We start from the raw sequence: 21,841 nt of genomic DNA on the forward strand, positions 1-21,841 counted from the left end.
TCTCAGTGACAAGTCGTTTGATAAGTAAGCCTCTTGCCGACGACACCCAAGAGCGCGCGGTCGGCGCGGTCGGTATCGTTCACGCCGAGTTTCTCTCGGTTTGAATAACGAAAATCGAACTCGGCAAGGTAGCGGTGCAGGTGACGCTCGCTGCAATGCTGGTAGACGCCGCGCATGCCGCGCTTGAACACGCCGTAAAAGCCTTCGACGGTGTTGGTGGTGATGACCTTGTCGCCTTCGTAGCGGACATATTCTTCGCGGCGATGATCGACGGCGCTGTGATCCGGGAAGTAGCGGCTCAGGTTCTTATACCAGCTCGCCTTGTCGGTCATGATCGCGGTTTCGCGGCTGACGTTGGCGCGAATGATCGGGATGATCACGGCAAGGGAAGTGTTCGCAACGTGGAAGCTACGCGCCGGGCCGCCACGCTCGACAAGGGTAAGGGCGATACTGCGGAACGCGCTCCCAACGGGCTTGCGGCCTTTGGGAGCGTCTTCGATACGGCAAGCAAAGGTTTCGTCAATTTCAACGGTCTTGCCAGCGCCGCCCATCGGAGCAAGTGAGCCGTCGCGCATCGCTTCGCGGATGCGGTGGGTAAGGTGCCAAGCGGTCTTCATGCTGCATTGAAGCATGCGCTGGATCTGGCGGGTGGAGATGCCTTTCTTCGAAGCGCACATCAGGTGGATCACCTGAAGCCAGAGATGCAGCGGCAAGTGCGATGATTCGAAAATGGTACCCATCCGCACGGTGAACGGCTTGCGGCATTCGTTGCACTTGTAGAGGCCCTTGCGGGTGGTTTCGCCTTCAAGCTTCTTGATGCGCTTCTGATCGGCGTTGCCGCAATGGTGGCAAACCGGGCCGTTCGGCCATAGGCGCGATTCGACGTAAGCGAAGGCCTCGTCTTCGTTTTGAAAGTGCGGGGCGTTGAGAACCGATTTGGCCATAGCGATATTCCCTCTATGGCTTCCAATCTATATCCTGTGGATTGGTATGTCAAGTGTAACGTTCCGGCGCAAGTGTTTTTGTGCAACCCTGGGTAAATTGTCCGGCCCGTTGCAATTGCGTCACCCCGAAGCCGGATAACTGTGGAAAAGGCAAGAGGCGAGCTTGAGTTCATCATTTGTTCCGCGATAAAGTTGGACGCAACCTGAGATGGAAGTCAGGTAATCTGATGAGTTCGTTCATGAGCGAGAGCAGCGCAATGCGTTCTGGCGCACCTTCCGGAATCTGGCGAGGAGTGCTAGCGCGTCGACTAGGCAGCGGCGGCCTTGACGGTTTCGGCGAGCTTCTTGAGCGTGAAGGGCTTCGGAAGAAAGACAAAATTTTCGTCGGCGCTGAGGTTCTTGCGGAAAGCTTCCTCCGCATATCCGGACATAAATATAATGCGAATGTCTGGGTTTCTCTGCCGCAGGTGACGCAAAAGGGTAGGGCCATCCATCTCGGGCATCACGACGTCACTCACCACGAGGTCAACCTGGCCTTCGTGCCGATCCATGATTTCGAGCGCCTCGACGCCGCTCGCGGCTTCGAGCACGGTGTAGCCGCGCGTGGCCAGCGCGCGCGATGCGAAAGAGCGAACGGCGTCTTCGTCCTCAACCAGCAGGACGGTTGCCTTGCCGGTGAGATCAACGGTCTGCTCCGGCACCTCACCGCGAGTTTCGAGGGCTTTCAGGTCGAGCTCGGTTTCGACATACCGTGGCAGGAAAATTCGAAAGGACGACCCTTTTCCCATCTCGCTGTCGACGAGAATAGTGCCGCCCGTCTGCTTTACGATGCCGTATACGGTGGACAGCCCAAGTCCCGTTCCCTTGCCGACCTCTTTCGTCGAGAAAAAGGGATCGAAAATCTTCTCCAGATGCTCGGGCTTGATGCCGGTGCCTGAGTCTCGCACCTCCACCGTGACATACTCGCCTCGCTCGACGCCACGCTCCTTGAGAAGAAGGGACTCGCGCTCGCTCACATTAGCTGTGGAGATTGTGATGTCGCCCCCTTCCGGCATCGCATCCCGCGCGTTGACCGCGAGGTTCATGATGACCTGGAAAATCTGGCCTTCATCGGCCTTCACGAACCAAAGATCGCGGCCGTGCTGTACCTTGGCCTTTACCTTCTCCCCAAGCGTTCGACCCATCGTCGCCTGGAATTCCTCGATAACGTCCGTCAGCCGAAGTATGGCCGGGCGCAAAGTCTGGCGACGCGAATAGGCCAGGATCTGTTTGACAAGTTCAGCTGCGCGGGTCGCATTATTCTTGATATTCATCAAATCCTTGAACGCGGGATCGGACGCGCGGAAGCGGCGCAGAAGCAGGTCGGAAAAGCCGATGATAGCTGTGAGCAGGTTGTTGAAATCGTGCGCGATGCCGCCGGCGAGTTCGCCCACGGCCTGAAGCTTCTGTCCTTGCGCCGCTTTCTCGTCGGTGAGTGCGCTCGCCACGGGCTCTGCGGCAGTTACGACCAGATGATTTCCATCCGCCGCCGGAAAGATCATAATCCGGATGCGGCGGTTGATTGCGTCCTTTGGAACGGCATGAAGCTCGACCGGAGCAGGGTTTGCATCCGGGGTGGAGAGCAAAGCGGCGATCTTTTCTTTCACCGTCTGGGCGGAGGATTCAGCAAGCAGCGAGGCCAGCGCTTTGCCATGAATGTCGGCCACCTGCGAGCCGTCCACGCCTTCGGCCCCGAAAATCTGGCGGAAAACCCCATTGGCGCCGAGGATCACGCCTTTCGTGTTCAGGATAGCCATCGCGTCGGGGGCCGAGGCGACGATAGTCTCGAATGCCTCGTCCAGTCGCCCTGCTACTGCATCCGCAGGCGTCACGAGCCACACCCCGCCACCATTGAGCGTATCGGCCAAATGCAGACAGGCCTGCCGGGTGAAACCGTTGGCGCTCACCACCTGGACCTGGATATTGCCACCGGCCTTCGCGATGACGTCGCGAAGTCTTGCCCGCGTCAGCGGATTGCCGCGTCGCGTTCTAAAGAGAGACCAAGCCTCCCTGCCGATGGGCGAACCTCCCGCCAGCATCTCGAAGGCCTTGTTTGCGCTTTGTACGCTGAGATCTTTATTCACCGTCAGGGCGGCTACGGGGAGCATCTCGAGCAGATCAGGGGTGCGACGCTCGCCCGATACATCCTTTCTGAATTGCTCGATATGCCAGAGAAGAAGCTGCGTCCGGTTTCCCTGCTCGCCCAGGGGAGCTATTCCGAGAACCGCCGTTTCGCCGCCGCCCAGATTCGGCAAAACAATTGTTTCCGTATGCTTTCTGCCTTCGCGTCCGGCCGAGAGAAGGCGGAAAACGGCTGCCGCGGTTTCTCGGTCGCGATCACCAAGCCGCGAGAGGTTTTGATCAACGCCCAAGCCGCCCACTATCGCGATGAAGCTGTCGCTGCCGCCTTGGATGATGCCCTTCCTGTTGGTAACAGCGATAGCGCCGGGAAGCGCCCGGACGATATCGTGTGCCGGATCGTCGGTCATTTCCTCGGACTGCTTGAATTGAATCTGGCCCGTCGCAAAAAGCACTCCGGCGGCGGCGCCTACAAACGCGAAAAGCGCGAGCGCGGCCTCGCCGTGGCCTGCAAGCGAGAGCGTCACGGCGGCTGCAGCGCCTGCGCCGACAGCTATGCTGCCCCAGTGGGGAGTTTTCTGCGCCAACGCCATCGACCGAGTTCCCATTCCGTCACCTCATCATGTGCCCACTATGGAATGATTCGGCTTGCCTCAAGATTCACACACGGAATGTGAACCTCGCGCGCGAAGTGTAAAGAAAAGCTTACTACGGTCTGCGTAACGGCTCAGCCCCGATCCCCAACCCGCGAGAGCGGGGTTCGGGATCGGAACGGCGCAGAGTTGAATAGAGAGATCATGCCGATTCTGCCAACTAGGCGATTAGCGAGGTATAATCTGATGATGTAGTGCATATGTCTTCAGTTTAGACATGACGTAGGATGCTATGCTCGCGGCCTTGCACTGTTTTTCGCTGAGGTGATGAAACTCGACATGATAGATCTTCCCGTTAGAATTCAAAACCGCATCCGTAAACAAATCATTTCCCGAGGGTATCTCGAAGCTGCTATTTAGGCCAAATTGCAGACCCACTAAATTACTCTTGGCAAGTGAGCATATCGCCTGATTGATTAGCTTATGTTTCTTTGCAGAAAGTTCTTGTATTTTCCCGTACGATTGAATCGTCCCCTCGCTCATGGTACCACGGCGACCGGTGGTAAACTCTAGCACTTCACTACCGCTCAAAAATTTGAAAAACTCAGATGCCTGTATCGTGCGGTTAGCATTGCCCGGATTTGGCTGTAACCCGGCTTGTTTCGCGGCACTATTAAGCTGCTCTTCGTCGCTATGAACACAAGAATAAACTACAGCGCTAGCAGAGCAAGTGACCAAACTTGCGTTAAAAAGTGATATTATGTAACCGAGATGATGGTCTGGAGTCTTGTTTCTTTCAGTCCACCATTTTCCTGCTTCTGATCGAGGTGAGTGCCCTAGCAATGGCTCTGCAGCTAGTATTTGCTTTCCGGCTCGCCGAATTCTATTCGACTCGCCGGTCACGTCCCCGCTTGATGTAACAACAAACAATAAATTCGGCAGTCTCTTTATTTCTCGTGTTCGGGAAACTCTTTCAGATATAATGAAGTTCATCTCACCCAGGAAGTCCCCTATGGTCTCCTGGCGAGAGGCAATTTCCAATACCAAATCATTAGCAAATCCAACATCTTCAAACGTTTTTCCAAACTGCAGCAGCAGATGCTCTAACGCGGAAGGCCACTGAGAGCGGTCAGGGCCCAAAACCTTGTAATCACATTCTTTTGGGCAAAGATTTGCTCCTCCCACATTCTCTGCGATAGCTCGAAGCTTGGAATGCCACTCCGAGTCCGTAAGTGGCCAACAAAACAGAATATCAGGCCTCTTTCGCAAAAATTGATTTAGATAAGAAATAAACTGACGAATCCCGACCTCGTCGTCTGATACCTCTCGCCCATCAAAAAGCAGAATCGTAGCTTTTTCGGCGTCCTTTGCGGGAGCGTTGAGATCAATCCATCGAAATACGTTACGCATCTCCGTATCACTCGGAATACTGCAAACTTGACCAAATAAATCAGGCTGATTAATTGAAACAGAGTGAATAGACGTTGTCTTCCCAACCCCAGAGCGGCCAAGCAAAAAACATAATAAACCACCATTTTTTCCAAAAGCTCTTTCCCGAAACCGAATAAAAGCTCTGACATCGTTATCTACAGGAGTTATCAGCTGCCTGACTTCACTAAATTGATTTTGCAAGGACTCAAAGCGATCCGGAATTCTGATATCATCGTTCACTGAAACTTTTCTCCAGTATTAACTCGCCTCGCGGAACCGCTCCGCCGCCTGCAAATCGACGCTGACGAGTTGGCTTATGCCCTTTTCCTGCATCGTGACGCCGAACAGTCGGTTCATGCGCGCCATGGTCATCGGGTGGTGGGTGATGACGAGGAAGCGTGTCTCGGTGGAGCGCGCCATCTCCTCCATCATGGTGCAGAAACGGTCGACGTTGGCGTCGTCGAGCGGCGCATCCACCTCGTCGAGCACGCAGATCGGCGACGGGTTCGTGAGGAACACCGCAAAGATGAGCGCGAGCGCGGTCAGCGCCTTCTCGCCGCCTGAGAGCAGCGTGAGCACCTGCGGCTTCTTGCCGGGCGGGCGGCAGAAAATTTCGAGGCCGCTTTCGAGCGGATCGTCGCTCTCGATAAGCTGAAGCTCGGCTTCGCCGCCGCCGAACAGGATCTGAAACAGCCGCACGAAATGCGCCTGAACCGTGTCGAATGCTTCGAGCAGGCGCTTGCGGCCCTCCTTGTTGAGGCTCGCGATGCCGGTGCGCAGCTTGCCGATGGCTTCCTGAAGATCGGCGCGCTCCTTCTCCATGCCGTCGAACTCGCCGCCGAGCGCCGCTGCCTCTTCTTCCGCGCGCAGGTTCACGCCGCCGAGACGCTCGCGCTCCGCCTTGAGCTTCACGATCTGCTGTTCGATCTCCTGCGGCGGGGGAAGCGGCGCGTCGTCATCAAGGCCAACCGCGCTCAAAATCTCCGGCGGCTGACACTCGAAGGTGTCACGGATCGCGTTCGCATATTCGGCGCGGCGCTCACGGGCGGCCTCAAGGCGCGCCTCGATGCGGGCGCGGGTTTCGCGTGCACTGGAAAGGCCGGATTGCGCATCGCGAAGCGCGCGGTCGGCTTCGCGAAGGCCGTTCGTTGCAGCGGCGAGCTGATCGGCGGCAGCCTTCCGCGCGGTTTCGGCCTGCCCGATTTCTGTGAGGATCTTGTTGCGACGATCCGCAATCTTCGCCGGAAGCTCCTCGGCCTCGGCAAGTTCCGCCCGGATGCCGTCGAGCCGCTCGGCGAGACTGTTGATTTGCGCGTTCGCGCTCTTGGTGCGCTGGAGCCAGCGAAGCCGCTCCTCGCCGATCTGCTTGAGGCGGAAGGCGCGGGCGCGGATGTCGCGGTCGATGCCGTCGAGCGCGGCCTTTGCTTGTGTGTAAACGTCGCGCGCAGCGGCGGCGCGCTCCTTGAGCCGCGCCAACTCGGCTTCGGCCTGATCGACGGGGCGCGCCTCTTCGAGCGCGGCCTGCGCGTCCTCGCGGGCGGCTTCGGCCTCTTCGCGCGCATAGGCGGCGCGTTCGCGGGCTTCCTCAATATTGCGAAGCTTGTTCGCCTCTTCCATCGCAGCCCGCTCGGCCTGCGAGAAGGTTGCGCGTTTCTGCGCCAACTGCGCTTGCGACGCGCGGACTGCCTCGCGAAGTCGCTTCTCCGACGCCTGCGCCTCGGTCGCGGCGTTCTGTGCGGCAAGCCGCTCCGCTTCGGCGCGGTCGGCGGCTTCGCGCACTTCGTCGAGTTGCTCTTCAAGCCCCGCAAGGCGATTGCGTTCGGCGAGACGGCGCGCGGCGGCGGACGGCGCATTCGCGGCGGACACAAACCCGTCCCAGCGCCAGAGGTCGCCCTCGCGTGTCACGAGGCGCTGGCCGACGGCCAAGCTCGCCTTCAGCCGCTCGCCCTCGTCGCGGCTCGCCACAACGCCGATCTGCGCGAGGCGGCGAGAAAGCTCCAGCGGTCCGCGCACGAAATTCGACAGCCGTTCCGCGCCGTAGGGCAGCGCCGGATCGCCGCCCGCATCGCTGACAAGTGTCCACCGCGTCGGCGATGTCTGATCGGCAGTCACGTCGAGGTCGTCGCCGAGCGCCGCGCCAAGCGCCACCTCATAGCCCGCCGAAACGGAAATCTGGTCCACGATGGGCTTGAAGCGGCCCGCGTCGGACGGCTTCAACAGCTTGATGAGCGTCGCCACCTCGGTTTCGAGGCTCTTCGCGCGGAGCCTCGCCGCGCCCGCCGCGTCGCGCGTGTCCTTCTCGCGCAGCCGCGCCGCCGCGACGGCTTCCTCCGCCGCGATGATATCGCCTTCGATGGTCTCGATCTGCGCTTCCAGCATGGCGACGTCTTCGCGCAAATCTTCCACCGGCGAAGCGGCTTCGGCCCGCGCGCGGAGGTCTGCCAACTGCCGCGAAAGCTCAGCCTCCTGCTGCGCGAAGCGACCGGCGCGGCCGCCATGTTCGGCGATTTGCGCTTCAAGCTGGCGGCGCTCGGCGCGAAGCTCGGCCACTTTCGAGGTCAGCGCATTAAGCGCGTCCTCCGCCTCGCTCAGCCCTTCCATCGCGTTTTCGGCCCGCGCTTCGGTCTCGGCGCGCGCCTCGGACCCGTCGCCAAGCGCGCGAAGGGCCTCCTCGTCGCGGTCGAACTTTTCGAGAAGCTCGCGTGCCTCCGCTATGGCGGCATCCTCGCGCTCAGCGTCCGCCTGCACCTGCACGAGGCGTGCGCGAAGCTCTGCCTCACGCTCCTTCGCGCGGGCCTCCTCGCGGTCGAGCGTGTTGCGTTCCACCTCGATGCGATGCAGCACGGCGGCGCGCGTGGCCTCCTCGTCGCGCAAAGGCTGGAGCGCGTCCGCCGCCTCGGCCTGCAAGCGCAACGCCGCCGCTTCGGCCTGGGTAAATTGGCCGACCGCGCGCAGGGCTTCGAGAAGCTGGGCCTCCTCGCTCTGCACGGCCGCGTTCGCCGCCGAATAATGTAGGTGATGCTGCATCGCTTCGAGCTTGCGAAGCTCGGTCGTCAGTTCGCGATATTTCTGTGCCTGCCGCGCCTGCCGCCGGAGGCTCGAAAGCTGGTTGCCGAGTTGGCCGAGCACGTCCTTCAGGCGTTCAAGATTTGCCTCCGCGGCCTTCAGACGCAGTTCCGCTTCATGGCGGCGCGTATAAAGGCCCGCGATGCCTGCGGCGTCTTCGAGGATGCGGCGGCGGTCCTGCGGCTTCGCGTTGATGAGCTGGCCGATGGTGCCTTGCTGAACCATCGCCTGGCTGCGCGCGCCCGTCGCCGCGTCGGCGAAGAGGATCTGCACGTCCTTCGCGCGAACTTCCTTGCCGTTGACCTTGTAGACGGAACCCGCTTCGCGCTGGATGCGGCGCGAGATTTCGAGCACGTCCGCATCGTTGAAGGCGGCGGGGGCGGTGCGTTTCGTGTTGTCGACGGCAACCATCACCTCGGCCATATTGCGGGCCGGGCGCTTGTCGGTGCCAGCGAAGATGACGTCGTCCATCGCAGAAGCGCGCATGGTCTTGTAGGACGTTTCGCCCATCACCCAGCGCAGCGCTTCGAGCAGGTTCGATTTGCCGCAACCGTTCGGCCCGACGACGCCCGTCAGGCCGGGACCGATCAGAAGCTCGGTCGGCTCCACGAAGGATTTAAAGCCAAGCAGCCTTAGCCGTGTGATCTGCACAAGTCTCGCCCTTCCGTTTCACCGCCCCGTCACGCCCGCCCGGCCGTAGACGCGAGCGGATCGCGTCAGGCCGGATTGGCGGAAACGTGCTGCTGGGACTGTGGCTGCTGCGCCGCCGGTGCGGACGCGGCGGGATTCGCCAGCGCAGCCTCGATAACCGGCTGCATTTCCTCGAACGACACGGCACCCGCCAATTTCTTGCCGTTCACGAAGAATGTCGGCGTGCCCGATACGCCAAAGCCCCGGCCCCGCTGTTTTACCAGGACCAACGCATCATTAATGCTTTGATTCGTGAGGCACTCGTCAAACTTGTCCCGCTTTATTCCTGTGAACTTCACAGCATTGTAAATGTCGTCGGGCTTAACCTCCTGCGCAACCCATGTCTGTTGCGTCGAAAGAAGCTTCTCCACGACCTTGAAATAGTCCTTCTGCGGGAGGCAGCGGCTCAGCACGGCGGTGGCGGCGGCAGCCTTCCCGATCGGATATTCGCGCAGGACGAGCTTCACCTTGCCTTTGTCGATATAGGCCTTCTTCAGCTTCGGCAGCGTCTCCGCCTGAAACTTCGCGCTGTTCGCGCAGGTAAGCGACAGATATTCGACGATGGTCACCGGCGCGTTCGCCTTGCCGATCACCTGATCGCCGAGCGGGCCGGGCTCCGCGAGATCCGCCGCCGAGATCACCCTCTCCGACTTCGGCTTGTCTGCGTCAGCCTGCGCGGCTTCGTCGGCGCCAAGCGACAGCGACGGAAGCGACGGCATGGAAGGCATGGCGGGCAACGAGACGCCGCTGGTGCAGCCGGCCAACAGAGCCGCGAATGATGCCGCGCCAACAAGACGCGCAACGTTGGAAAGTGTCATCGGTCCCACCCGTTCTTGCTATTCCCCAAGGCGCAATGCCCCTCATCCGCCATCTTCGCTAGAAAAACGCAACTCACATTCATTACGGGTTGACAAAGGTGTTTAAAATTTTAATAGAATACCCGCGTTACGTGTACTCAGTAAGGCCACCATTATGACCGAAGTATCCCCCTGCGCTACCTTTGTCCCCTCAGCGGAAGAGCGTGTCGAACGACTGTCGGCCGCGACGGAAGCAGAAAAAGTCGAGTACTTCCTCTCGATGATGAGCGAGCTAAAAACGCTTGCCGAACAGGCCAACCTAAAATTTGAAAGCGTCATGCTGGGAGTGGCGATTTCGGGTTTGCGGCAGCACTCTTATTGAGTGTTAGGCCTGCAATCGTCTATTTCCAAAGAAAGCGCCGCTTTCGCGGCGCTGACTTGCCTATTGTGTGCCGAGATACGGCTTCATCGCCTCGGCGAAAGCCTCAATCGTGGGCGCGCCGTCGAACTTCTTGCCGTTGATGAAGAACGTCGGCGTCCCGCGCACGCCCTGCTTCTCGCCTAGTCCGCGAACGGCCAGAACCTTTTTCTGAAGGTCTTCATCCGCGAGGCACTTGTTGAACTCGGCATCGTTCAACCCCGCCTGCTTCGCATAGAGCTTGAGCGGCGTCAGCGCGTCCTGCTTGAAGGCCCAATCGTCCATCTTCTTGAACAGGAGATCGTTGAACGCGAAGAAGCGGCTCGAATCGAGGCAACGCGCCAGCACGGAGCCCGCGAAGGCCGCGTCGTTCAGCGGAAACTCGCGCTGGACATAACGAACCTTGCCGGTATCGATGAACTGCTTCTTGAGTTCCGGCAGCACGTCGCTGTGGAAGTGCGCGCAGTGCGGACAGGAGAGCGACGAATATTCGATGATCGTGACGGGCGCATCGGCCTTGCCGAGCGCCATGTCTGGAAGCGCAGGCTGCGCCGCCGCGTCCTGCGCCACGGCCGGCGAAACGAAGCGACCGTCGATCAGGGTAGAAAAGCCCAGAGCAAGGGCCAAGGCGGCCACCGGGGCGAAGACTGATAATTTCAGTTTCGAGGACACAAGCGCTCTCCAATCAAATCCGATTTGCGATGTTTTGGAGCGCGCGACAATAAATTTCAAGCGCGACTGTTGAAGAGGCTGGGGAGAGAGCGGTCAAAGGCCGCGCGCTTTTCGACCTTCGGCCATGCGGGCGAGGGCGGCGGCGAGGCGATCCTGCGGCTGCGGGATGGCGGCTTGGGGCTCGGGTGTTGCGAAGGGCGTGCCGCTTGTCGAGGCGGTGGCACCCGCTGGGGCAGCACTTGGCGAGGGAATTGCCCCCTGCGAGACCGTCGCGGCAGGCGCGGACCGGGTTGGCGCGCGGCGAACAGGCTTTGCGGGCTTTGCCGAAATCGGCCCCTGCACGATCCGCAGCGCGCTGACCGCGCGGAAGCCGAGCGTGCGGTTGATCCGCTCCACGAGTTGCGGCGCGATATATTGCACGTCGAGCGCCTTTGCCGGTTCGACCTTGAGAAGCAGCACCGATGGCGGCGTGCGTCCCTCGAAGCCAGGTTCCGGCGCGCCCTTTGTCAGGCGTTCGGGCTTTGTGTGCGATGAAAGCCCGGCGCCCGCGATGGCTGGCCATTCCGCCAGAAGCTCGGCCATGACCGTGCCGCCCCGCGCGAGCGTCTTGCCCGCGACCGGCGCGATGAACCGCCCGACCGAAACCGGACCCTTGTATGGAACCGCTGACGCGTTTGCGCCGCTGCTCTTGCCGTGTTGGTTGAAGATCGCCATAGCTTGGGCGATGGCTGATTCGAGGCATTACATGAAGGCGCGTAACGTCGGGCGACCCGCTTTGGTGTGCATCTGATGCAGAAGAGGCACAGCGCGCGGCCCGCATTTGCCGCCGAGTGCTTTCAGCACGCGCTGCTTCGCTGGTACGACACCGCGCGGCGGGATCTGCCGTGGCGCGCGAAGCCGGACGTGCGCGCCGATCCTTACCGCGTCTGGCTGTCCGAGATCATGCTTCAGCAGACGACCGTGAAGGCGGTGATCCCCTATTTCGAGGCGTTCACGCGGCGCTGGCCGACCGTCGATGCGCTGGCCGCCGCGTCACGCGACGAGGTGCTCGCGGCGTGGGCGGGGCTCGGCTATTACTCGCGGGCGCGGAACCTGCACGCCTGCGCGCAAGCGCTGGCGGAGGGTGGCTTTCCGGCGGATGAGGTGGGCCTTCGCGCGCTGCCGGGCGTCGGCGCGTATACGTCGGCGGCGATTGCGGCCATCGCCTTCGATCTGCCCGCCGCCGTTGTTGACGGCAATGTGGAACGCGTGCTCGCGCGGGTTTTCGCGGTCGAGACGCCGCTTCCCGCCGCGAAGCCTGAGCTTCGCAACCTCGCCGCCGAGTTGACGCCCGCGTTGCGTCCCGGCGATTACGCGCAAGCCATGATGGACCTCGGCGCGGGGATTTGCAGTCCGCGTTCTCCGTCGTGTCTGGTGTGTCCGGTGCGGGCGTTCTGTGCCGCAGCCGCGATGGGCGACGCCGAGCGTTTTCCGCTGCGCGCGGCGAAAGCGGCGAGGCCGACCCGGCGGGGCGAAGCCTTCGTGATCGTGCGGGGCGGCTGCATCCTGCTGCGGCGGCGCGCGGACAAGGGCCTGCTCGGCGGCATGATGGAGGTGCCGACATCGGACTGGGTCGCCAATGGCGCGGTTGCGGGCGCGGCCGCCAAGCCCAAGCGCGGACGGCCGAAGGGCGATACGGCGGTTATGGTCGCATCACCGCGAGCTGACACATCGCCTGCGGGCGCAGCGTGGCGACTGGGGCGCACCGTTCAGCACACCTTCACGCATTTCCATCTGGAGCTTCGCGTGCTCGCAGCCGACGCGGACACCGCCCCTTCAGCCGCTGCGGCATTCACCGGCGAATGGGCCGCGCTCGACAATCTCGCCGCCTTCGCGCTTCCCTCCGTCATGAAGAAGGCCGTCGCGTCCGGCCTCGAAGCTCTTGGTCTCGCGCGAGCGCCTTAGCCCGCCTATGAGCCGTGCTTGTACTTCACCGAGCAGCCATAAGGCCGCGTGACCGGCGTCGCCACAGGCTTGCCCGCCGCGAGGTCGTCGAGCGCGGCGCGCACGTAGTTTTTCGCTGCCTTGACGTCGGACGCTGTGGCGGTCGGCTTATCGTCGATGCCGCCCATATAGACGAGCGTGCCGTCGCCGTTGACGATGAACATGTGCGGCGTGGTGCGCGCGTCGTAGGCGCGGCCGACCTTGCCTTCCGGGTCGAGAAGCACGGCGGCAGGCGCAGCTCCACGTTTCTCGTTGAGCTTGTTCGCATCTGCGCCCGAGACAGCGCCCTGCTCGCCCGGTGCGGACGAGATGACCGACAGCCAGACGACACCCTTCGCCGCCGCGTCCTTCTGGAGCGCCTGGATGTTGTTCGTGGAATAATGCTTCTGCACGTAGGGGCAGCCGTCATTCGTCCATTCGAGCACGACCGTCTTGCCGCGATAGTCGGAGAGCTTCATCGCCTTGCCGTTCGAGTCGGTGGCGGAGAAGTCCGGTGCCGGCTTGCCGACTTCCGGCGCGGCCGAAGCGGCGGCGGTCATCGCGACGCTCGCGAGAAGCATGGCAAGCGGTTTCAGGAAAGACATCGTCAGGCTCCCTTGTTGGAGGATGGTCCGGCGAGTTTCGCCTTCGTTTTCGTCTCGTCGAGGACAAGACCAACCGTCAGCAGCTGAGGCAGCACGCGCGGCTCTTGCCCGCCCCCTGGATAGAACAGGTAGAGCGGCACGCCAGCGCGCCCGAATGTGTGCAACAGGTCGGTGATCTCCGGGTTCCGGCTCGTCCAGTCGCCGACGAGATAGGTGATGCCGCGCTTCGCGAAGGCGTCGGCCACCGCGTCGGACTTCAGCGCCACGCGCTCGTTCACCTTGCAGGTGATGCACCATGCGGCGGTCAGGTTCACGAACACGGGCTTGCCCTCGGCGATAAGCCCTTCGAGCCGCGCCTTGGTGAACGTCTCGCCCGAGAGCGCCGCCTTCTCAGCGCTCGTCGCCATGTTGACGCTGCCCGCCGTTTCCGCGAGCGACAGCGAAACCGCGAAAGCCGCGACGCCGAGCACGGGCGCGATGAGCTTCGCCCGAAGTGGCGCATAGGTCGTCTTGCCCGCGAGCCACGCCGCGAAGCCGACGCCGACGAAGGCCAGCGCCGCCGCCATCACGCCGCCGCTGCCGGTCTGGATCGACAGCACCCACACGAGCCACGCGGCGGTTGCGTAAAGCGGGAAGGCGAGCACCTGCTTTAGCGTTTCCATCCACGCGCCGGGCTTCGGCAGGATGCGCTGCAAGCCGGGGCTGAGGCTCAGAAGCATGACGGGGGCCGCGAAGCCAAGCCCAAGGCCGAGCATGACGGCGGCAAGAACGGCGGTCGGCTGCGTCAGCGCATAGCCGATTGCTGCGCCCATGAATGGAGCGGTGCAGGGCGTCGCCGCCACGGCTGCAAGCACGCCGGTGAAGAAATAGCCCGAATTGCCGGGTTTTCGCGCGAGGCTATCGCCCGTCGACATCAGGCCGCCGCCGAAGGAGACGACGCCCGAGAGGCTGAGCCCCATCACGAAGAACAGGATCGCGAGCGCCAGCACGAAGGCGGGGGACTGGAACTGGAAGCCCCAGCCGAAGGCGGCGCTTCCCTCGCGCAGCACGGCGAGGAGCGCGGCGAGCGCGGCAAAGCACACGAGCACGCCGCCAAGATAGGCAAAGCCCTGCTGCACATGCCCGCCTTCGGACTTCTTCGCGAAGCCGAGTGCTTTGATCGCGAGCACGGGGAAAACGCACGGCATGAGATTCAGGATTGCGCCGCCGAGGAATGCGAAGAGGATTGCGAGGCCGACGCTCGTCACCGCGCCTTCGTCCGAAGCGGGACCGTTGCCGACGACCGCGCCACTGGTGGAGGCGGGCGCTTGCACGGCAGGAGCGGTGATGCCGCCGCCACCCGACGCGCCGCCTTCGGCAAGCTTCGCGGGCGCGCCGAGCGCCGCGCCGTCCGGTCCGCGCGTCGCCGTAATCACATAGCCCTTGCGCTCGCCGCCCTTGGTGAGCGCCAACACGCCTTCGAGCTTGTCGGGGGTCTCTTTGGTCTCGCCCTGCTTCAGGTCGAGCATGAGCTTGCCGCCGTCGAGCGTCATGGTCTGCGGCGCCGAGTTGGAAACCGCGCCCCAGCCGAGCGGGAAGAAGCGCGCATCCGTCGCACCGTTGATGATGGAGGCGTCGGCGCTGACGGTCAGCCGAAGCTCGCCTTTGGCCGCGTTGACCGAATAGGCCGCCGAACCCGGAAGCGGCACCGGCACCGTCGAGCGCGCCTTCGCGATGGCCGCCGCATGGTCCGATGGCGCAGCTCCGCCCGCCGCCGCGACGGGCAGCGTCAGCCGCGCTTCGCTTTCTTCCGGGACGCAGATGTCCTTGCAGACGAGATAGTTGACCTTCGCGGCCAGCGTCACGCTGTCGCCCGCGATATTCTTCGGCACGGCGATATCGGTGAGAAGCAGGAGGTCGCCGCTATAGCCATAATCCACGAGCGGCGGGATCGGGATGACATCGGGCAGCGGCCACTGGATCGGACCGGCCTCGAAGCCCTGCGGCAGCGACCATGCGATGGAGGTCGGCTCGCCGGAATCGCCCGGATTAAGCCAATAGGTGTGCCACTCTGGCTCGATCCGCTCGCGCACGGCGATAGTGATCGTCTCGCCCGGAACCACAGCGGTCTTCTCGGCTAGAAGATCGACCTCGACGTGCTTTCTCGGCGCGGCTTCAGGCGACACGACACCAGCAAGAAGGATGCAGGCCAGAAGAAGCCCGAGCACGGATTTCGATTTCCAGTGTATCATTCGCACCCGCTTGCGGTTGGGGGCTCACAGCATGAGAGACCGTGACGCCTATCGGTCAGATAGTCTTCCATAACACGCAAGATCAAGGGGCGCGACGCCGGAAGGCTTGGGCGGAGCGGCCGAAACAGCGCGTTCTCACGCTTTTCTGAAGCCTGCGGACGCTGCCCGTCGCTTCCTTCCGGAAACCCCGGAAAGCGCCTCAAATTCGCCCCAAAAAACCCCAAACCGTCTCTTGCTTAGGCGGGGTAGAAATATTTGTATCCGGTCTTGAACGGACACCTTGTCGTGGCGCCGTCTGGTCGCATCTGACCTGATCGAGAGATCCCTTCGCGCTGCAACGGCAGATTACTTTCGGGAGTTGGGGAATGGACCGTCGCACGTGGCTCAAGCTTGCCGCATCCACAGCCGCCGCGGCTGCGTTCCCGCTGCCGTCTTTTGCGCAGATCAATCTCTCGCCCGACAGCCCGGATTCCTATCCTTTTTCGGAAGAGCTGCTCGACGCCTTCGCGCGCCGCCGCGCTGACGAGCCGTTCAAGGCCCCGGAAAAGAAGGTGGACGAAGCGCTAGCCAACCTGACCTACGAGCAGCACAACCGCGCAATCGTCTACAAGGACGATCAGGCGATCTGGCGCAACGATAACGTGCCTTTCCGTCTCGAACCTTACCACACCGCCGGCGCGATCTTCGCGTTCCCGGTGGAGCTGTTTCAGGTCGAGGCCGGGCGCGCGACGAAGATTCAGTATTCCGCTGATGCCTTCGAGTTCAATGCGCCCGCGAAGGCACCCGCTACGCCCGCGCAATCCGACTTCGCCGGTTTCCATGCGCAGGCGCAGATCGACCGCCTCGGCGTTTTCCGCGACTTTCTGAGGTTCCTCGGCGCGACGAATTTCCGCGCCATCGCGAGCGGACAGGTCTTCGGCGTGTCGGCGCGCGCGCTTGCGATCAACACCGGGCAGACCGGCGGCGAAGACTTCCCGCTGTTCCGCTCGTTCTGGATCGAGCGGCCGCGCCCGGTCGACCAGTCGCTCGTCGTGCATGGGCTGTTCGACAGCGTGAGTGCGGTCGGCCGCTACAAGTTCACCGTAACGCCCGGCTTCGACACGATCATCGACACCGAGGCCACGATCTACCCGCGTCGCCGCATCGCCTATGCGGGCATCGCGCCCATCGCGAGCCGCTTCTTCTTCGGCCCATCTGCCGCGCCGAAGCGTCGCGATTTCCGCCCGCGCGTGCATGATTCCGAGGCGTTGGCGATCCTCAACGGCCAGGGCGAGCAGATCTGGCGGCCGCTCCTCAATCCCGAGCGGCTGCAATTCTCGGTCTTCGTCGACAAGGGGCCGAGGGGTTTCGGCCTCATTCAGAAAGAGCGCTCGTTCGCCGCCTATCAGGACACCGACGCGCAGTTCGAGAAGCGCCCGTCGCTTTGGATCGAGCCGGTCGGCGACTGGGGCGAGGGCTCCATCGATCTGATCGAGCTTCCCGCGCCGGAAGAGGTCAACGAGAACATTGTCTGCTTCTGGCGGCCGAAGGACGGGCTTGGCCCCGGCATCGGCCACCGCTACCGTTACCGCATGCACTGGTGCTGGACGCCGCCCATCGAGAACCGGCGCGCGAGCGTGTCGCAGACGCGCATCGGCGAGACGAAGTCGGGCGACATCGCTTTCATCGTGGACTTCGCGAACACGGAGCGCTGCGACGGCTGCAATCCGTCGGCAATCGCAACGCAGGTCACGGCGTCGGCTGGCGAAGTGCGCAATGTGCGCGTCGCCGCTGGGCCGGAGGCAGGCATGCAGCGGCTGCGTTTCGAATATGCCCCGTCAGGCAGCGATCCGGCGGATCTTCGCGCGCAACTGCTCGTCGACGGAAAGGCCGTTTCGGAAACCTGGATCTTCCGTTGGGCGCGTTGACGCGCTCCCCAAATCTCCTCGGGCATTTTTGATTACTCCGGCGTTTGCGAGGGCGATGCACCATGGACAGACGTGATGTCCTAAAGCTTGGCGCTGGCTTTGCGGCCGCGCTCTATTTTGCGCGGCATGCGGATGTCATCGGAGAGGCGCGCGCCGACGACAGCGAGCCGTTCTCCTTCGCGACACTCGTCGAGCGTGCCCGCCAGCTATCGCTGTCGCCTTACACGCCACCCACCGACACCATTCCGGAGAACTATAAAGACCTGAACTACGACCAGTATCGCGACATACGCTTCAAGCGGGAGGACGCGCTCTGGGCGAATGACAATCTCGGCTTCACGGCGGAGTTTTTCAGCGCGGGCTATCTGTACGCGACACCCGTGCAGATTTTCACGGTGGCGAACGGCCGCGCGACCGAATTGAAATATCGCGCCGACCTCTTCACCTACGGGCAGAATGTGACGCCGCCGGAGGGCACCGCGCCCGGCTTCTCGGGTTTCCGCATCCATACGCCTATCGACAAGGCGTATCAGATGGACGAGTTCGCCGTCTTCCAGGGCGCGAGCTATTTCCGGGCGAAGGCGACCGGGCAGGGATATGGACTCTCGGCGCGCGGGCTCGCCATCGACACGGCGCGACCTCCGCATGATGAATTTCCGGTTTTCCGCTCGTTCTGGATCGTGCGCCCCGAGTCTGGCGCCTCATCTGTCACGGTTTTTGCACTACTCGATAGTATAAGCGTATCGGGCGCTTACAAGTTTGTCATTTCAGCTCGGGCCAACACGGTGATGGACGTGGATTGCACGCTCTTTCCTCGCAAGACCATGGCTCATGCCGGGATAGCGCCGCTGACGAGCATGTTCTATTTCGCGCCCAGCACATCGTATCGCGCCGACGAAGTCCGCAACCGCGTCCACGACTCGGATGGCCTCGCGATATGGAACGGCAAGGGCGAGCACATCTGGCGGCCGCTTATCAATTCACCGCGTGTGCAGTTCTCCTCATTCGTTGACGACGCCGTTCGCGGCTTCGGCCTTGTGCAGCGCGAGCGGCGTGGCGACCGCTATGAGGATTTCGAGGCGCATTACGAGCAGCGCCCCAGCCTTTGGGTCGAGCCGCGCGAAAGCTTCGGCAAGGGCTCGGTCGATCTCGTGGAACTGCCGACGACGACAGAATATTTCGATAACATCGTCGCGTACTGGCATCCGAAGGAGCCGCTGGCGGCGGGCGCGAGCTACGCGTACAAGTATCGCCTGACATGGTGCGACGCTCCGCCGCTACGCATCAATTACGCTACCGTGGCACAGACGCTCGTGGGCGCATCGTTGCAGAATGCTGGCCGGCGGCTGTTCAACATTGACTTTGCCGGAACCGAAGAGTTCAACCTCTGCGATGATTCCGACGAATTTTGCGGCGATAAGAGCCGCACCATGGAACTAACCGCGAGTGCAGGAACTATCGTGAACGCTACCATCCGGCGAAACCGGGTTTCCGGGGGCCATCGTGTCGCTTTCGAATATGAGCCCGCGGCGGGTTCGGACGAGGCCGACCTCCGATGCGGGCTTCTTTCGGATGGTAAACCGATCTCCGAAGTTTGGATCTACCGGTGGACGGCCTGAGGTCAAGCATGCACGATACGCTTTCTCCCGCCGAGACCCCAGCCGTACCGGCCTCGCGCGTCCAGTCGGTGTTCGCGCCGCAGAGTCTCGAAAGCTTCGACCGCGCCACGCGCCGCAAGCCGCCGATGGACGTGCAGGCCCCACTGCGCCGTTTCCTGATTTTCGGCGGCGCGTTCGCGATCACGATCTATCTGATCGTTCAGCTTTACCTCGTGCTGAGCGTGGGCAGCTTTGGCGGCCTCGGCGTCGCGCTGATGGTGCTGTTCTCGATCAACATCTTCTGGCTGTCGCTGTCGTTCATGACGGCGCTCGCGGGCTTCTTCGTCATCGCGACCGGCATGCGGCGCTCGCTCGTCAACCACGAGGATTACGACGCGAAGGCGCCGCTGACCGGGCGGACGGCGATCCTCGTCTGCACCTATAATGAAGCGCCCGCCCGCATTTTCGGCATGGCCGTGGCGACGCTCAACTCCGTCGCGAAGCTCGGGCAGGGCAAGAGCTTCGACCTGTTCATCCTGAGCGACACCACAGACCCCGACATATGGGTTCAGGAAGAAGCGGCGTTCCAGTCCGTCCGCGAGCGCGAGGCGTGCGGCCATCGCATCTTCTACCGCCGCCGTTCGCAGAATACCGGCAAGAAGGCGGGCAACGTCGCCGACTGGTGCCGCCGCTGGGGCGCGAACTACGAGTATATGCTGGTGCTCGACGCCGACAGCCTGATGACGGGCGAGTCGGTGGCCAAGCTTGCGGCGATCATCGAGAAGAACCCCGATTTCGGCCTCGTGCAGACGGTGCCGCTTTCCATCGGCCGCAACACGCTGTTCGCGCGCTTGCAACAGTTCGCCGGGCGACTTTACGGGCCGATGCTGGCGACCGGGCTCGCGTTTTGGCATCGCGGCACATCGAACTTCTGGGGCCACAACGCGATCATCCGCACGCGCGCCTTCATCGAGAGCGCCGGGCTTCCGATGCTGCCGGGCAAGCCGCCCTTCGGCGGGCAGATCCTCAGCCACGACTTCGTCGAGGCGGCGCTTCTGAACCGCGCGGGTTGGCGCGTCGTCATGGTGCCGGACCTTGCGGGTTCCTACGAGGAAATCCCGCCCGCGCTGATCGATTTCGCCATGCGCGACCGCCGTTGGGCGCAGGGCAATCTCCAGCATTCGCGCGTCATGTTCGCGGACGGCCTGCACTGGGTGAGCCGCGTGCATATGGCGATGGGCATCATGGCCTATGTGTCGGCGCTGGTGTGGTTCCTGTTCATCATCATCGCGCTCGCGCTGACGCTGCAATCGATCTACACGCTGCCGCAATATTTCACGGACGATTTCTCACTCTTCCCGAAATGGCCGATACAGGACAGCGAGCGTTCGTTGCAGCTTCTGATCCTGACGCTCGGCGTGCTGCTGCTGCCGAAGCTTTTCGCCTATGTGCTCGCGCTGATGGACAGCCGCCAGCGGAAGGGATTCGGCGGGCCGTTCATCCTCTTCATCGGCGTGTTGATCGAGACGGTCCTCTCGTCGCTGTTCGCGCACATCATGATGCTGCTCCAGTCGGGGGCCGTGGTGGACGTGTTCCGCGGCCGCGACAGCGGATGGAAGCCGCAGCGCCGCGACGACGGCTCGCTCCCGTTCGGCGAGATCATGCAGTTCCATCGCCTGCACATGATTATCGGTGTCGCGCTGGCGATCGGCACCTGGTATTCGTCGAAAATCCTGTTCCTCTGGATGCTGCCCGCGTCGCTCGGGCTCGTCTTTGCGGGGCCGCTTTCGTGGTGGTCGGCGCAGCGCTCAGCCGGCGAAGGGTTCCGCCGCTTCGGACTGCTTCAGATCGAGGAAGAGAAGTCGCCGCCACCGATTGCGGGCGAAGCTCATTGCGCGCAGGCCGAAGTGGAGCAGGCCGCCGCCGAGCATGAGGCCATCACGCAGCTCGTCAACAGCCCGAAGCTCCGTCGCCTTCATCGCGAGTTGATTCAAATGCAGCCGATCACGCTGGAGTCGCGAATTTCGCCGAATTTGGCCATCGGGCGGGCAAAACTCGACGTCTCCGCAAATCTCGCCGAGCTGCTGGACTTGCTAAAGCCGGGTGAAAAAGCGGCTTTACTATCCGACCCCGAAAGTCTCGCGCGCCTCGAAGCCTTTACCCCCAGATCCCCGGCTGCGCGCTGGAAATTGAGTCGCCCCCGCTCGCGCGAGCCTGGGCGAACTCGGCATTACATGCGCCGGGACGTTGAGCTTCGGCGCGCTGGCTCCACGAAAGGGAACCGACATGTCATCGAAAAAGGTCATGCCGCTTCTCCTGACGAGTATAACGTCGTGCGTTATCGCGTTCGGAGATTTGGGCACCGCCGAAGCGCAAGTGCAACTCGCGCAATTCCAGCCGCAGGGGCAGCAGGGCGACGACCAGAAAAAAAAGCCGCGCGATGAACCGCGCGGTCAGCAGCCCCAGCGGGGCGGTCAGCAGGATCAGCAGCGCGGGGGCGGTGGCGGTCGGCCTGAACCACGGGGCGGCCCGGATCAGCGCGCTCAGCAACCGCAGGAGCCGCGTGGCGGTCAGCAGCAGCGCGGCGGCGAGCAATTCCAGCGCGCGCAGCCGGAGCAACGCCAGCAGCCGCGTTTTGGCCAGGACCAGGGCATCGGCCAACAGCGCGGAGGTCAGCAGCCGGAGCGGCGCGGGCAGGCGCAGGAACGCGGCCGACAGGAGTTTGAGCCTCGCAAGGTGCAGGAGCAGGAACGGGTGAAGCCGCAGCCTGAACAGCGGAAGGTTCAGGAGCAGGAGCGGGTGCAACCGG

15 protein-coding genes are annotated in these 21,841 nt (G+C 62.6%); 6 read left to right on the top strand and 9 right to left on the bottom strand.

The window, feature by feature from the left end; translation table 11 throughout:
- Nucleotides 1-2: 2 nt before the first annotated feature.
- Together T281_RS01165 and T281_RS01170 are read right to left on the bottom strand one after the other, a co-directional pair.
- Complete coding sequence (locus T281_RS01165; RefSeq protein WP_037232809.1) at nucleotides 3-944, bottom strand: IS1595 family transposase; 942 nt, start codon at nucleotides 942-944, stop codon at nucleotides 3-5.
- A gap of 308 nt (nucleotides 945-1,252) precedes the next feature.
- Nucleotides 1,253-3,067, bottom strand: a complete 1,815-nt coding sequence (locus T281_RS01170; RefSeq protein ID WP_162173086.1) for a PAS domain-containing sensor histidine kinase — start codon at nucleotides 3,065-3,067, stop codon at nucleotides 1,253-1,255.
- On the opposite strand from T281_RS01170, the gene T281_RS19030 reads away from it, so the two are divergent.
- A complete protein-coding gene (locus T281_RS19030) occupies nucleotides 3,044-3,739 on the top strand; it encodes a hypothetical protein (RefSeq protein WP_162173087.1) in 696 nt (231 codons plus the stop codon). The two genes, T281_RS01170 and T281_RS19030, sit on opposite strands and share 24 nt — an antisense overlap.
- Nucleotides 3,740-3,883: 144 nt before the next feature.
- On the opposite strand, the gene T281_RS18590 is transcribed toward T281_RS19030, so the two are convergent.
- The 3 genes from T281_RS18590 to T281_RS01190 all read right to left on the bottom strand — a co-directional run bounded on the left by T281_RS18590 (nucleotide 3,884) and on the right by T281_RS01190 (nucleotide 9,660).
- Nucleotides 3,884-5,326 (bottom strand): hypothetical protein, encoded by a 1,443-nt coding sequence (locus T281_RS18590; protein ID WP_155954972.1) that lies wholly within the window; start codon nucleotides 5,324-5,326, stop codon nucleotides 3,884-3,886.
- Nucleotides 5,327-5,344: 18 nt separating this feature from the next.
- Nucleotides 5,345-8,803, bottom strand: a complete 3,459-nt coding sequence (locus T281_RS01185) for a chromosome segregation SMC family protein (RefSeq protein WP_037232820.1) — start codon at nucleotides 8,801-8,803, stop codon at nucleotides 5,345-5,347.
- 65 nt (nucleotides 8,804-8,868) lie between these two features.
- On the bottom strand, nucleotides 8,869-9,660 hold the full coding sequence (locus T281_RS01190; RefSeq protein ID WP_052036889.1) for a DsbA family protein: 792 nt from the start codon (nucleotides 9,658-9,660) through the stop codon (nucleotides 8,869-8,871).
- Between the two features lie 154 nt (nucleotides 9,661-9,814).
- Between T281_RS01190 and T281_RS01195 the strand changes: the two genes are divergently transcribed.
- Complete coding sequence (locus T281_RS01195) at nucleotides 9,815-10,021, top strand: hypothetical protein (protein ID WP_037232823.1); 207 nt, start codon at nucleotides 9,815-9,817, stop codon at nucleotides 10,019-10,021.
- Between the two features lie 60 nt (nucleotides 10,022-10,081).
- Here T281_RS01195 and T281_RS01200 read toward each other — a convergent pair whose 3' ends face one another.
- A complete protein-coding gene (locus T281_RS01200) occupies nucleotides 10,082-10,729 on the bottom strand; it encodes a DsbA family protein (protein WP_155954974.1) in 648 nt (215 codons plus the stop codon).
- 93 nt (nucleotides 10,730-10,822) lie between these two features.
- A complete protein-coding gene (locus T281_RS17275) occupies nucleotides 10,823-11,443 on the bottom strand; it encodes a DUF721 domain-containing protein (protein WP_052036891.1) in 621 nt (206 codons plus the stop codon).
- A gap of 75 nt (nucleotides 11,444-11,518) precedes the next feature.
- Here T281_RS17275 and mutY point away from each other — a divergent pair, with 75 nt between their 5' ends.
- Nucleotides 11,519-12,673 carry an A/G-specific adenine glycosylase gene (gene mutY, locus T281_RS01210; protein ID WP_052036892.1) on the top strand — a complete coding sequence of 385 codons (1,155 nt, stop codon included), beginning with the start codon at nucleotides 11,519-11,521 and terminating at the stop codon, nucleotides 12,671-12,673.
- 5 nt (nucleotides 12,674-12,678) lie between these two features.
- On the opposite strand, the gene T281_RS01215 is transcribed toward mutY, so the two are convergent.
- The gene (locus T281_RS01215; RefSeq protein ID WP_037232826.1) at nucleotides 12,679-13,296 is read right to left on the bottom strand and encodes a thioredoxin family protein; all 618 of its coding nucleotides are present in this window, start codon (nucleotides 13,294-13,296) and stop codon (nucleotides 12,679-12,681) included.
- A 2-nt stretch (nucleotides 13,297-13,298) separates the two neighbouring features.
- On the bottom strand, nucleotides 13,299-15,527 hold the full coding sequence (locus T281_RS01220; RefSeq protein WP_081796515.1) for a protein-disulfide reductase DsbD family protein: 2,229 nt from the start codon (nucleotides 15,525-15,527) through the stop codon (nucleotides 13,299-13,301).
- Between the two features lie 365 nt (nucleotides 15,528-15,892).
- Here T281_RS01220 and T281_RS01225 point away from each other — a divergent pair, with 365 nt between their 5' ends.
- The 3 genes from T281_RS01225 (at nucleotide 15,893) to mdoH (ending at nucleotide 21,476) form a co-directional block, all read left to right on the top strand.
- Nucleotides 15,893-17,434, top strand: a complete 1,542-nt coding sequence (locus tag T281_RS01225) for an OpgD/OpgG family glucan biosynthesis protein (RefSeq protein ID WP_037232829.1) — start codon at nucleotides 15,893-15,895, stop codon at nucleotides 17,432-17,434.
- Nucleotides 17,435-17,496: 62 nt separating this feature from the next.
- The gene (locus tag T281_RS01230; protein ID WP_037232832.1) at nucleotides 17,497-19,053 is read left to right on the top strand and encodes an OpgD/OpgG family glucan biosynthesis protein; all 1,557 of its coding nucleotides are present in this window, start codon (nucleotides 17,497-17,499) and stop codon (nucleotides 19,051-19,053) included.
- Nucleotides 19,054-19,061: 8 nt separating this feature from the next.
- Nucleotides 19,062-21,476, top strand: a complete 2,415-nt coding sequence (mdoH, locus tag T281_RS01235; protein WP_052036894.1) for a glucans biosynthesis glucosyltransferase MdoH — start codon at nucleotides 19,062-19,064, stop codon at nucleotides 21,474-21,476.
- Nucleotides 21,477-21,841: the final 365 nt, after the last annotated feature.

The organism is Rhodomicrobium udaipurense JA643, from assembly GCF_000636015.1.
Lineage (GTDB): Bacteria > Pseudomonadota > Alphaproteobacteria > Rhizobiales > Rhodomicrobiaceae > Rhodomicrobium > Rhodomicrobium udaipurense.

Bases quoted from the DNA above. Each gene is read 5' to 3' on its own strand.
- mdoH (WP_052036894.1), top strand. From the start codon at position 19,062: ATGCACGATACGCTTTCTCCCGCCGAGACCCCAGCCGTACCGGCCTCG.
- T281_RS01195 (WP_037232823.1), top strand. From the start codon at position 9,815: ATGACCGAAGTATCCCCCTGCGCTACCTTTGTCCCCTCAGCGGAAGAG.
- T281_RS01230 (WP_037232832.1), top strand. From the start codon at position 17,497: ATGGACAGACGTGATGTCCTAAAGCTTGGCGCTGGCTTTGCGGCCGCG.
- T281_RS01190 (WP_052036889.1), bottom strand. From the start codon at position 9,660: ATGACACTTTCCAACGTTGCGCGTCTTGTTGGCGCGGCATCATTCGCG.
- T281_RS17275 (WP_052036891.1), bottom strand. From the start codon at position 11,443: ATGGCGATCTTCAACCAACACGGCAAGAGCAGCGGCGCAAACGCGTCA.
- T281_RS01220 (WP_081796515.1), bottom strand. From the start codon at position 15,527: ATGATACACTGGAAATCGAAATCCGTGCTCGGGCTTCTTCTGGCCTGC.
- T281_RS01215 (WP_037232826.1), bottom strand. From the start codon at position 13,296: ATGTCTTTCCTGAAACCGCTTGCCATGCTTCTCGCGAGCGTCGCGATG.
- T281_RS01225 (WP_037232829.1), top strand. From the start codon at position 15,893: ATGGACCGTCGCACGTGGCTCAAGCTTGCCGCATCCACAGCCGCCGCG.
- mutY (WP_052036892.1), top strand. From the start codon at position 11,519: ATGCAGAAGAGGCACAGCGCGCGGCCCGCATTTGCCGCCGAGTGCTTT.
- T281_RS01165 (WP_037232809.1), bottom strand. From the start codon at position 944: ATGGCCAAATCGGTTCTCAACGCCCCGCACTTTCAAAACGAAGACGAG.